This is a genomic window from Alloacidobacterium dinghuense (genome assembly GCF_014274465.1).
GTDB lineage: Bacteria > Acidobacteriota > Terriglobia > Terriglobales > Acidobacteriaceae > Alloacidobacterium > Alloacidobacterium dinghuense.
Genome location: NZ_CP060394.1, coordinates 2,972,716 through 2,985,375, shown reverse-complemented (window position 1 = coordinate 2,985,375; position 12,660 = coordinate 2,972,716). Strand labels below are relative to the sequence as shown.

Below are 12,660 nucleotides of genomic sequence, written 5' to 3'. Positions count from 1 at the left end.
TGATCGAAAGGCAATGGCAACACGATGCCCATTGCATGTTTTCGCCCGTTACCTTGAGGAGTTTCCGTGAAGCGCCTGTTCCTTTTGCCGCTGCTGTTATGCAGCGTTGCGGCCATTGCCCAGATGTCGATGCCGATGAGTGATATGCCCGGCATGGGCGAGATAATGAATCGCGATAACAAAACATTCGCACAACAGATCTTGCACCACGCCAGCTCCGGCACCAGCGCCGAGCCAAACTCCACGCCAACGCCGATGTGGATGAAAATGCATGGTGACTGGATGCTGATGTTCCATGCCAACGCATTCATAACGGATGAGCAGCAGACCAGCCCCCGTGGTGGCGACAAGTTTTTCTCCACCAACTGGTTCATGCCGATGGCGCAGCACCAACTCGGCCCCGGCTATTTAACCCTGCGCACGATGTTGAGCCTCGAGCCAGCGACCATCACAGACCGCAGATATCCGCTGCTCTTCCAGCAGGGCGAGACCGCATACGGCAATCCCATCGTCGATGGCCAGCACCCCCACAATTTCGTGATGGAACTAGCCGCGCTCTACGACTGGAAGTTGGGCGAAAAAACGCTGTTCTCGTTTTACGCAGCCCCAGTCGGCGATCCGGCAATCGGCCCAACAGCATATCCCCATCGCGCCTCGGCGTTTGAAAATCCAGTAGGCACGCTCGGCCATCATCAGGAAGACTCAACCCACATCGCCTACGACGTGCTCACGATGGGCTTCACCCACAACATCGTCCGCATCGAGGCGAGCGGTTTTCACGGACGCGAGCCAAACGAGCACCGCTGGCAAGTCCAGCAGGGCGCCATCGATTCGTGGTCCACGCGCCTCACTCTGCAACCGGGTAGGGATTGGAGCGGCCAATATTCCTACGCTCGTATCCACAGCCCCGAAGCCCTCTTCCCGGATGAAAACCAGGAACGTATGACAGCATCCGCGATGTACAACCAGCCGATGGAACATGGCAACTGGGCCAATACCATCGCGTGGGGAAGAACACGCTCGCTCACCGACAACGTCATCCAGAACAGCTATCTGCTCGAATCCACGCTGCGCTTCGCCGACAAGAACTACGCGTGGACGCGTATCGAAAATGTGGATCGCACCACAGAACTCTTGCTGGGCGAAAATCCCGCCCCGCAAGGTTTTCAGGAAGAACCGGCCGGCCGCGTGCAGGCATACACTTTCGGCTATGACCGCGACTTCAACCTGTTGCCTCATTGGGAAACCGCGATAGGAGCGCAAACGACTGTCTACACACCGGGGTCGCGTCTGCAACCTATATATGGAAGCGACCCGATGGGCGTTGCCATTTTTGTACGCCTGCGCCCAATTGGGAAATAGCACGCGAGCATTTGCGGACCGTTTACAGATTCCATCGCATCGAAACAGATAGGATCAAATAAACGACTCTTTGCGAATGGCGCTCAATACAGAAGAAAAAATAGAACCGGAAAAACCGGCATCCTCGCTTAGCTACTCGTATGCGTGGCGCGCGCTGCGCCACCGCAACTTCCGCCTGTTTTTCGGCGGGCAGAGCATTTCGCTCATCGGCACCTGGATGACGCGCATCGCCACCTCGTGGCTCGTCTACCGTCTTACGAAGTCTTCGCTGCTTCTGGGCACCGTCAGCTTCGCCGGGCAGATTCCCACCTTTCTGCTCGCTCCGTTCGCGGGTGTCCTCGTCGATCGGATGGACCGCCGGAAAGTCCTTGTCTGGACACAGGTGCTCGCCATGGTGCAATCCCTGGTACTGGCCGCACTCACGCTGACGCATCGCATCAATATTCATGAAGTATTAGCGCTGAGCGTCTTTCAGGGCATGATCAACGCATTCGATATGCCCGGCCGCCAGTCCTTCCTGGTGCAGATGGTTGAAGATCGCGGCGACCTCTCGAACGCCATCGCCATCAATTCGTCGATGGTGAACCTTGCCCGGCTCGTCGGTCCCTCGCTCGCCGGCCTTGTCATTGCCGCCACAAACGAAGGCTGGTGTTTCCTGATCGACGGCGTCAGCTACATCGCCGTCATCGCGTCGCTCCTGCTGATGCAAGTTAAGGTGAGCGCTGTAAAACGTGCAACCGCCTCCATGGTCGATCAGCTCAAAGAAGGCTGGGAGTATGTTTCGAACTTCGTCCCCATCCGTACTATTCTTTTGCTCTTTGCCCTTATCAGTCTCATGGGCATGCCTTTTGTCGTGCTCATGCCCGTTTTCGCAGCCCAGGTGCTGCATGGCGGCGCGCACACATTAGGCTTTCTGATGGGTGCGCTCGGCGTTGGCGCGCTCATCTCGGCGCTTTCGCTCGTGGTGCGAAAGTCCGTCCGCGGCCTGACCAAGATGATTCCCATCGCAGCCGCGATTTTTGGAATTGGCCTTGTCAGTTTTGGCCTGTCGCACAGCCAGTGGCTTTCGCTGCTGCTCATGTTGGTCACCGGCTTCGGTATGATGCAGGGCATGACCGCGAGCAACACCATCATTCAGACGCTCGTTCCCGAGGATAAGCGCGGACGCGTGATGAGCTACTACACAGTCGCATTCGTGGGCATGGCGCCATTCGGAAGCCTGCTCGCCGGAGCCCTGGGGCACGCCATCGGTTCGCAAAGAACCGTGATGTTAAGCGGCGTTGCCTGCATCCTCGGGGCAATATGGTTCTGGTCGCGGCTCAAAGTCATTCGCAAAGAGATGCGCCCGATTTACGAGCAGCTCGGCATCGTGCAACCCAAAATACCTGTCGTCGTGGAAGAAGAGGCCAGCACGAGCTAGATGCAATTTCAGCCGCGCTTGCTCATCTGCGTGCGTCTCTTTTAGCCTCCGTTTCGTCTGCTATCCTTTGTATCCATAATTGAATTGCAATCGACTCAGGGGAGCCAGCGATGTCATTCTCTGCTTTTTCCCGCGGAGCCATTACGCTCTGCGCGGTCATTTTCTGCCTGCAGGCCACAGCGCAAATGGATCAGACTTATGCGCGTGACGCAAAACAGGCCATCGATCAGGACTACACGCAGCGCATCGCCAAATACACCACGCTGCCCGAATTGAATTCGCCTCTCACCGACTATCTGCCCGCATCCCCGACAGTGCCCACGCCAGAAAAGGTGCTAGGCGACGTTTCCGGCGCGCCTGACATCCTGCCCTACGCCGAAGATGTCTATCGCTACTTCCGCATGCTTGAGTCAGCCAGCCCACGCGTGAAGGTCTTAACCATCGGCCATAGCGAAGAAGGCCGCGAGATGATCGCTGTAGGCGTCGCCGACGAGTCGTTACTCAAAAACTACAAGGAAAACGATGCGCGCCTCGCAAAGCTCGCCGACCCGAGAATAATCAACATGAACGACGCAACGGCAGCGGACCTCGTCAGGCAGTCCGTACCCGTCTACTACATCACTGGAACCATCCATTCCCCCGAGACAGGCGCACCAACCGCGCTCATGGAACTCGCTTATCGTCTCGCCGTGGATGACGCGCCCTACATCCAGTACATCCGCTCGCACATGATCACGCTCATCACGCCCGTGGTCGAAGTCGACGGTCGCGATCGCATGGTCGACATCTACAAATGGCACAAGGCGCATCCGAATGAGAACTATCCGCGCCTTGTTTACTGGGGGCACTACGTCGCGCATGACAATAACCGCGATGCGATGACACTGACCCTCAACCTCTCGCGCAATGTCCTCGATACTTACATTGGATGGCACGCCCAGGTACTCCACGACCTCCACGAATCGGTGCCGTTCCTCTACGACAACACCGTTGGCGACGAGCCCTACAACGCGTGGCTCGACCCGATCCTCACTAACGAATGGCAGATGATCGGCTGGAACAACGTCCAGGAGATGACGAAGTTCGGCATGCCCGGCGTCTTCACCCACGGCAATTTCGATACGTGGAGCCCCGGCTACCTCATGTTCCTCGCCGCCATGCACAACGGCATCAGCCGTCTCTATGAAACCTTCGGCAACGGCGGAGCAGACACCGTCGAGCGCATCCTCACACCCGACGAATACTCGCGCACCTGGTACCGCCAGAACCCACCCTATCCCAAAGTGAAGTGGTCGCAGCGCGACAACAATAACTACGAGCAGACTGCGATCCTGGTTTCGCTCAGCTACTTCGCGCAGAACGCGCAGACTTTTCTCAACAACTTCTATCTCAAGAGCAAGCGATCGATTCTGAAGCCAAGCGACTCCGGCCCAGCCGCTTACGTGCTTCCTGCAAACGAAGAATCGAAGGACCGCCGGCGAATGCTCCTCGACATCCTGCGCGCGCAACATGTCGAGATCAGCGAAACAACCGAGGCCGTCACCGTATCGATACCAGTTAAGCCAAAACGCGAGAGCAGGGAAGAGGACTCCACAACTAAGCCGCAGCAGCCGAAGACAGAACAGCGAACCTTCCCCGCAGACAGCTACGTTATCCGCATGGACCAGCCGTACTCGCGCATTGCCGACGCGTTACTAGACCGCCAGTACTGGGCCCCCAACGATCCGCAGAAGACTCCCTATGACGACACAGGATGGTCGCTGCCATCTCTTTTCAACGTAGAAGCCGTGCGCGTAACCGAGTCCGCAATCCTCAAATCTCGAATGCAGCCGGTGAAGGATCAAGCCTCAGGCGACAGCCCGTCCGGATCAGGTTCTGTCTACCTGATTGCGAATCACGCCGATCCAGGGATCATCACACTCCGATACTTACTGAAGAATGCCACCGTATCGGTCACAGATGCTGCAACAACAGTCGATGGCCAGCAATTTCCAACCGGATCGCTCATCATTCAAAATGCGAACGCAGACGACGTGAAGTCCGCGCTGGAAAAGACCAAATTAGCCGCAACCGCAGTGAACGCGGCGCCATCTGTCGCCAAGCACAACGTGGGTGCCCCACGCATTGCCATGATGCACACGTGGCTCAGTACGCAGACCGAAGGGTGGTGGCGGCAGGCGTTCGATAAGCTAGGCGTACCCTTCGACTACATCAGCACCCAGAGTGTCAGCAATGACGACAATCTCGGCTCGAAATACGACGTGATCATCTTCGCCTCCGTTGGCGGGGCGCGCACAGCACAGATCATTCAGGGCTTGCCGATGTGGGGCAACGCGCTTCCATGGAAAAAGACTGAACTGACGCCAAACCTGGGCCGCATCGACTCAACCGACGACATGCGCCCGGGACTCGGCTATAGCGGTGTCGAGCATTTGCAGCATTTCGTCGCGCAAGGCGGTCTGCTCATCACATCCGGAGACACAGCGCAGTTCGCCATCGAAATCGGCCTCGCGCCCGGCGTCTCCGTGGTCACGCATGGCGATCTGAAAGTTGTTGGCACGCTGCTGGCAACAGTCACCGTCGATCCGAAATCGCCCGTGCTCTACGGATACACCAAGCCACTCACTGTCTATAGCGAAGACGGCCTTTCGATGAACGTGAGCAACACTGTTGGCGGCACGCGCGCCCCGCGTCTCGCAGGCAGCGAAGAGCGCACCACGGGTCGCGGCGGCCCGGATGACCCCGACATCCCTCAAGGCCGTCCTTATATGGCTGCCGATGATCGTCCACGGCCAAAGCCATGGGAGCCGATGCCGCTGAATGAGGAGCAGACCCGCAACAACCCCAACGTCATCCCAGCGGAGCTTCGACCGCAGGTCCTCCTCCGCTATGCCGATAAGGAGTCATTACTGGTTGCAGGCCTGCTCGATCACGGCGATCTAATGGCGCAGCATGCTGCCATCGTCGCCGCCCACCTGGGCAAAGGAACGGTGCTGCTCTTCGCGAACAACCCTGTCTATCGCGGCGAGACGATCGGTAGCTATCCGCTGGTTTTCAACGCAATTCTGAATTTCAACCAGCTAGGACAACGCAGCGCATCTGGTAATCAAGCAGCAAAATAGGAAATTGTGAAGCATCGATTAGAAAGTGTTGAGGGTGATTATCCGGAAGCATGGGGGCGCCGTAGATATCGCAGGTGGATGTCTACGCGTTTGCTCGTGGCTGCTGGTACATGCCTGATAGTTGGTCTGATCGGTATCGCAGAAGACTTGTCCTGGTTGGCTACGCTGCTCGCCTTAGTTCTGCCGCTTATTGTCGTTCCGTATTTCTCTTGGCTCTCCAGTCTGAACTTTCGCTGTCCAAGATGTGGAAACCTGTTTGGAGTTCGCTCAACGCGAGGAATCGGTTGGATCACGCTGCATTGGCGGAACTCCTTTACCCGACAATGCATGACCTGCGGTCTTCAACTTCATACCGTCGAAAGAGATAGCCATGCTTAGGCAGGGCTAATTCCGCTTCCAGTCACAAATCTGTAACTATGGGCGAATAAATTTCGCCCATAAGAATATCTTTTCACATACAATTCCCCAGTCCGATAATTCACCTTGAGGGATTGCATTGAAATTTGTCCATCGCACCTTCGCCTTAGTCGGCGCCAGCGTCGTCCTCATCGCCGCGGGCTTAGTGGGTTGCACGCAGCAGCCAAAACAAACAACGGAGAGCACGCCCGCTCCAAAGTCTCCCGACCATCCAGTCGCGGCGATTCAGGACACCGAGACGCCCGAGCAACGCGATGCCCGCATGGCATGGTGGCGTGAAGCCCGCTTCGGCATGTTCATCCACTGGGGACTCTACTCCATTCCAGCTGGCACATGGAACGGCAAACAAATTCCCGGCATCGGCGAGTGGATCATGAATACCGCCTCCATCCCTGTCGCCGACTACAAAGCACTCGCGCCCAAGTTCAATCCCACCGGCTTCAACGCGCATGACATCGTCGCCCTCGCCAAGGCTGCCGGCATGAAGTACATCGTCATCACCTCGAAGCATCACGACGGCTTCGCCATGTATGACTCGAAGGCGAACGACTTCAACATCGCCGCCGGCACGCCCTTCAAGCGCGACCCAATCAAAGAACTCGCCGAGGAGTGCAAGAAGCAGGGAATCAAGCTAGGCTTCTACTACTCGCAAGACCAGGACTGGACCGCTCCCGGCGGCGCTGCTCTCAAGACCGGCGACCACCAACCGCCCACCTATCACTGGGACAAAGCGCAGGACGGCAATTTCCAGCAATATCTCGAAACCAAAGCCATTCCTCAGCTCAAGGAGTTGCTGGCCAACTACGGCGATTATCCCGCAGTCATCTGGTTTGACACGCCCACGCCGGACATGACCCCGCAGCTGGCAGCCGAAATCGTCACCGTCCTCAACCAGTATCCAAAGCTCATCTGGAACAACCGTCTCGGCGGCGGATATAAGGGTGACACCGAAACCCCCGAGCAGTTCATTCCCGCGCAGGGTTATCCCGGCCGCGACTGGGAATCCTGCATGACCATGAACGACACCTGGGGTTACAAGTCCTACGACAAAAACTTCAAGTCAACCGAGACGCTGTTGCGCAACCTCATCGACATCGCCAGCAAAGGCGGCAACTACCTGCTGAACATCGGTCCCGATTCGCACGGCGTCGTTCCGCCTGAGGAAGTCGTGCGTCTCCATCAAGTGGGCAAGTGGCTCGACGTAAATGGCGAGGCGATCTACGGCACCCAGCCCACTCTCTTCGGAGCCGAAGCTGGCAGCTTCAGCGATACCGAAAAAGACAAGGACGGCAAGCCGAAGTTCATTCCCGCGTGGGATTGGCGCTCCACCACCAAGGCCGACAAGGTCTACGTCGAAATCTTCAAGTGGCCCCACGGCACCTTCCATCTGGACAAGATGCCGCGTAAAGTCACCGGCGCATATCTGCTGGCCGATTCCGCCCACAAGCCACTCAAATTCAACCAATCGGGTGACAGAGTTGACGTCCAGCTCCCGGCAAACGGGCTTGATCCCATCGCCACTGTTCTGGTCCTTGAAGCAGCGAAGTAGGTACAGGAATATCCACAATAAAAGGGTGCGGCATTTCCGCACCCTTTTCTATGTCTCTGACTGGCTCGAAAAAGCAATCCATGTTACTCTTATTGCAGACACTTAGGAAGTGTAACGAATAGAAATTAGCAATAGGAGTAACGCACTCTCGTGCTGGCACCTGCAAAAAAAACCGACATTATCTCTCGCTTTCGCACTCACGACTCCGACACCGGCAGTCCTGAAGTGCAGATCGCGATCCTGAGCGAGCGCATCGGCGAGTTGACCGAGCATTTCAAGACCCACGCCAAGGACCATGCGTCCCGCCGCGGCCTTCTCATGCTTGTCAGCAAGCGCCGCCGCCTGCTCGATTACCTCAAGACGAACGATTCTGACCGCTACCGGGACGTCATCGGAAAACTGGGCATCCGCAAGTAGCCGCAAGCTCAAACCTTTGTCTCCTACGCGCACGCGACGAGAACTTCGTAAAGGATTGGAAAACGTCAGCCGGGTCAACGGCTGGCGTGTATCCACGTCAACGGCTATTTCCGCCTCTAGCGAAGCCCACATACCTGTCGTGTATCTTCCCGCCCGCGCGCACTCCCTGCGTAGCTCCTTTGCACATCAAGAAACGAGGAAAATATGAAACACGAAGTGACAGTTGAGCTTGCCGGTGGCAAGCGGCTGACCTTTGAAACTGGCCGTATGGCCAAGCAGGCCTCTGGCGCAGCCCTGGTCACCCAAGGTGACAGCGTGGTGCTCGCAACCGCCGTGGCCGCCCCCGATCCAAAAGAGGGAATCGATTTCTTTCCCCTCACCGTCGATTATCGCGAGTACGCCTACGCAGGCGGCCGCATTCCTGGCGGATTCATCAAGCGCGAAGGCCGTCCCAGCGAGCGTGAAATTCTCACCAGCCGCCAGATCGACCGCCCCATTCGCCCGCTCTTTCCTGAAGGCTTCCGCAACGAGACCCAGGTCATCGCCCTCGTCTTCTCCGCTGACAAGGAAAACGATCCCGACGTCATCGGCATCAACGCCGCCAGCGCCGCCCTCGCCCTCTCCGATATTCCCTTCGGCGCAACTGTGGGCGCAGTTCGCGTAGGTCAGGTCAATGGCGAGTTCGTCATCAATCCGTCCTACACCGATCGCCGCGACAGCAAGATCAACATCACCGTCGTCGGCACCAAAGACGGCATCGTGATGATCGAAAGCGGCTCCGAAGGCGTGACAGAAGACGTCGTCGTTGACGCCATCGAGTTTGGCCACGCCGAGATCAAGAAGATCGTCGCCGTGATCGACGAGCTGGCAGCCAAGGCCGGCAAGCCAAAGCGCCCCGTCACCGCTTCTGAGTTCGATCAGGCCTACTACGACGCGCTGTTCGCCAAGGTCGGTGATCGTCTCAAGGACGCGCTCGACACCAAGACCCACGCCAAGACCGAGAGCTATGCTCTCGTGAAGCAGATCAAGGACGAGCTGGCAGCCGAACTCAAAGAGCTGCCCGAAGCAGAGCAGGGTGCAGCCAAGAAGAAGCTGGCCACCTACTACGAAACTTTGCGCGAGCGCATCTTCCGCGAGCAGGTCACCAAGGACCGCATCCGCCCCGACCGTCGCGCCTTCGACGAGATTCGCCCCATCACCATTGAAACCGGTGTGTTGCCCCGCACCCACGGCTCCGCGCTCTTCACCCGTGGTGAAACCCAGGCGCTCGTTACCGCGACTCTCGGCACCAATGACGATTCGCAGCGCCTAGAAACCTTCGAAGGCGAGCAGAAGAAGCGCTTCATGCTGCACTACAACTTCCCGCCCTTCTCGGTTGGCGAAGTGGGCCGTATGACCGGTGTTGGCCGCCGCGAAGTGGGCCACGGCGCACTGGCGGAACGCGCCATCAGCGCCGTGCTGCCCAGCGAAGCCGATTCACCCTACGCCATCCGCATCGTCTCCGACATTCTTGAGTCGAACGGCTCGTCGTCCATGGCTTCGGTCTGCGGCGCCAGCCTCGCTCTTATGGATGCGGGTATTCCGCTCAAGGCAGCGGTGGCCGGTGTGGCTATGGGTCTGGTGAAGGAAGGCGACGACTACGCCATCCTCACCGACATCGCTGGAGCCGAAGACCACTACGGCGATATGGACTTCAAGGTTGCCGGAACGCGCGAAGGCATCACCGCCCTGCAGATGGACATCAAGATCAGCGGCATCACCGGGCAGATCATGCGCGAGGCCATGGAACAGGCTCGCCGTGGACGACTCTTCCTGCTGGACACGATGGACGCTGCGCTCAACGGGCCACGTACGGAGAAGTCGAAGTACGCGCCGCAGATTCGTACCCTGCAGATCCCAACCGACAAGATCCGCGACCTCATCGGGCCGGGTGGCAAAACCATCCGTGGCATTATCGAGGCCACGCAGGTCAAGATCGACGTCGACGACACCGGCCGCGTCAACGTGGCTTCATCGGACGAAGAGGGCTTGAAGAAGGCACTGGCGATGATCAACGACCTCACCGCCGTCCCCGAAGTCGGCAAAACGTATCTTGGCAAGGTAGTCCGTCTCGCCGAGTTCGGCGCCTTCGTCGAAATCTTCCCCGGCACTGACGGTCTCCTGCACATCAGCGAGATCTCTGAGCACCGCGTGAAGGACGTGAAGGACGAGCTGCGCGAAGGCGATCAGGTGCTGGTCAAGGTTCTCGGCATCGAAGGCAACCGCATCAAGCTCTCGCGCAAGGCCCTCTTGAAGGAGCAGCGCGCGAAGCTCGGCATCACCGAGCCCCAATCCGGCCAGATCGACGACGTAGCCGCATCGGGCGAGCCGCAGGAAAACCACGACCATCGCGAACGGCCAGCGCGCACCGAAGAGCGCCAGCCATCCTCGAACGCCAGCACCATCACCATCGAAGGTGGCGACGATTTCGACGATGAGGAAGGCAGCGGCGAAGAGGGCGAAGAAGTGAACTTCAACCGCGCTGATGGCGCACCAGCCCACGCAGGCAGCGGCGATCGCCGCCCCGGTGGCGGAGGTGGTGCCAACAACAACCGCCGTCGTCGCGGCCGTGGCCGTCGCGGCCCAGGACGCGGACCCGGCGGTGGGGGCGGCAACCGCGGTCCACAGTAAACCGTAGGAAGCTAAGAAAGGGCTGTGCGAAAGCGCAGCCCTTTTGCTTTTTCTCCTATACCTGCAAGTCGATTGGTGTCCGCTTGCAGAACGGCAGCGTCCGCATGCGAACATCCTTTAATACCTCCGCCGCCGATTCCTCTTCAATCCAGACACCGCAAACCTAGCCGTAACCTCCGCTAAAGCAATGGAACAGGCACGTCTACTCCACACAGTTCCGAAACCGTCTCGAAATTGGTCGCCAGCGTGCTCCCTCCGATCCTGAATGCATGCAAACTTCGGAGGATTTCATGTCGAAACGTACTTTCGAGTTACTGTTGACCGTCTTTCTCCTCACAAGCACGTTATGGGCAGCCGACGACCCCTTCACTGGAAAATGGAAACTGAACCCGTCCAGAAGCAAGCTCACCGATCAGATGAAAGTTGAAGCACTTGGCGCAAACAGGTACGCCCTCAACTTTTCCGGTGACAACGTCGAGACCGTCGTAGCCGATGGAACCGATCAGCCCGGCCTCTTTGGCACCACACTGTCCGTCACCATCGACAGCCCTAACTCCTGGAAGGTCGTCCGCAAGACCGATGGCCGCATCATCATCATCGGAATCTGGAAGCTTTCCGAAGACGGCAACACCCTTACCGATAACTTCACTGGTTATCGCGCCAACGGCTCTACCGTCAATCTGCATTACATCTACAAGCGAACAGCAGGAACGCCAGGTTTCCCGGGCACATGGGAAAGCACAACCGAGCAGGTGGACTCAACTTACGAGATTCAGATCCAGCCCTATCAGCAGGATGGTCTTTCTTTCATCAATCCGGGAGACATCAAGAGCATAAAGTTCGACGGAAAAGAGTACCCCAGCTCAGGTTCCTCAGCAGTCCCCGGCTCCACCACATCGGGGCAACGGATCAATGATCAGACTCTAAAGGTGACTGAAAAGATCAAAGACAAGCTCATGGACACCCAGCAAATTGAGCTCTCTCCCGATCACAACACCCTGACGATGACCATATACGACCCAGGACGAAGCAAACCCAACATCCTCGTCTTTGAGCGAGAATAAGAGAGAGTGTTGTGCCGAGCACTCAAGTCGCGAGGTTTCGTGGCTGAGTAGAATCTGCTTGATCGCCGCCGGAGCAGCCGACTGTCAGGGCCTGCACGAGTCCACGGCGCAGATTGGACGACAACCTGTTTCGAGTGTTTACGCCTTCGCAACTCCGGCGCTTATCAATCCCTGACTTGCGATAAGGCCGGAATCTTCGATAAAGCTAGTCGACCCGCTTGTTGCTCGCTCGCCGGGGCTTCGCTCTGCTCTTGCCTTCAAGATTGAGCGCCACTGCAGCGCGGATGAGATCCTTCAAGGCAGCCTCATTCACCTTGTCGCCTTCGTGGATGTCGATGGCTCGCCTGACATTTCCGTCCAGGCTGGAGTTGAACAGACCTGAAGGATCCTGCAACGCAGCCCCCTTGGCGAATGTCATCTTGACGACGTCCTTGTACGCCTCTCCCGTGCAGACAATGCCGCCATGCGAGAAGACAGGCGTCCCCATCCACTTCCACTCTTCCACGATCTCAGGGTCGGCCGCATGTATGATGCCGCGCACTTTCGCGAGCATCTTCCCGCGCCAGTCCCCAAGTTCCTTGATCTTTTGGTCGATGAATACCGAGGCAGATTCCACTGGGATGGTCCTTCCACGCTCGC

The 12,660-nt window shown here is 57.8% G+C and carries 8 protein-coding genes; 7 read left to right on the top strand and 1 reads right to left on the bottom strand.

What is annotated here, in order from left to right; genetic code table 11:
• Positions 1 to 66 precede the first annotated feature (66 nt).
• The 7 genes from H7849_RS12240 (at position 67) to H7849_RS12210 (ending at position 12,021) form a co-directional block, all read left to right on the top strand.
• Positions 67 to 1,362, top strand: coding sequence for a hypothetical protein (locus tag H7849_RS12240; RefSeq protein WP_251106763.1), 1,296 nt, complete (start codon positions 67 to 69; stop codon positions 1,360 to 1,362).
• Between the two features lie 76 nt (positions 1,363 to 1,438).
• Positions 1,439 to 2,782, top strand: coding sequence for an MFS transporter (locus tag H7849_RS12235; RefSeq protein ID WP_186746876.1), 1,344 nt, complete (start codon positions 1,439 to 1,441; stop codon positions 2,780 to 2,782).
• 110 nt (positions 2,783 to 2,892) lie between these two features.
• Positions 2,893 to 5,904, top strand: a complete 3,012-nt coding sequence (locus H7849_RS12230; protein ID WP_186746874.1) for a M14 family zinc carboxypeptidase — start codon at positions 2,893 to 2,895, stop codon at positions 5,902 to 5,904.
• A 496-nt stretch (positions 5,905 to 6,400) separates the two neighbouring features.
• Entirely contained in the window at positions 6,401 to 7,870 is a 1,470-nt protein-coding gene (locus H7849_RS12225) for an alpha-L-fucosidase (RefSeq protein ID WP_186746872.1), read from the top strand.
• A gap of 150 nt (positions 7,871 to 8,020) precedes the next feature.
• Positions 8,021 to 8,287, top strand: a complete 267-nt coding sequence (gene rpsO, locus H7849_RS12220) for a 30S ribosomal protein S15 (RefSeq protein WP_186746870.1) — start codon at positions 8,021 to 8,023, stop codon at positions 8,285 to 8,287.
• Positions 8,288 to 8,491: 204 nt separating this feature from the next.
• Complete coding sequence (pnp, locus tag H7849_RS12215) at positions 8,492 to 10,957, top strand: polyribonucleotide nucleotidyltransferase (protein WP_186746869.1); 2,466 nt, start codon at positions 8,492 to 8,494, stop codon at positions 10,955 to 10,957.
• 290 nt (positions 10,958 to 11,247) lie between these two features.
• Positions 11,248 to 12,021, top strand: a complete 774-nt coding sequence (locus H7849_RS12210) for a hypothetical protein (RefSeq protein WP_186746867.1) — start codon at positions 11,248 to 11,250, stop codon at positions 12,019 to 12,021.
• A 205-nt stretch (positions 12,022 to 12,226) separates the two neighbouring features.
• Here the strand turns inward: H7849_RS12210 and H7849_RS12205 are convergent, their stop codons facing one another.
• On the bottom strand, positions 12,227 to 12,637 hold the full coding sequence (locus H7849_RS12205; protein ID WP_186746865.1) for a DUF1801 domain-containing protein: 411 nt from the start codon (positions 12,635 to 12,637) through the stop codon (positions 12,227 to 12,229).
• Between the last annotated feature and the right edge of the window lie 23 nt (positions 12,638 to 12,660).

Coding starts and splice junctions, on each gene's coding strand:
- H7849_RS12235 (WP_186746876.1), top strand. CDS start 1,439: ATGGCGCTCAATACAGAAGAAAAAATAGAACCGGAAAAACCGGCATCC.
- H7849_RS12210 (WP_186746867.1), top strand. CDS start 11,248: ATGTCGAAACGTACTTTCGAGTTACTGTTGACCGTCTTTCTCCTCACA.
- H7849_RS12230 (WP_186746874.1), top strand. CDS start 2,893: ATGTCATTCTCTGCTTTTTCCCGCGGAGCCATTACGCTCTGCGCGGTC.
- pnp (WP_186746869.1), top strand. CDS start 8,492: ATGAAACACGAAGTGACAGTTGAGCTTGCCGGTGGCAAGCGGCTGACC.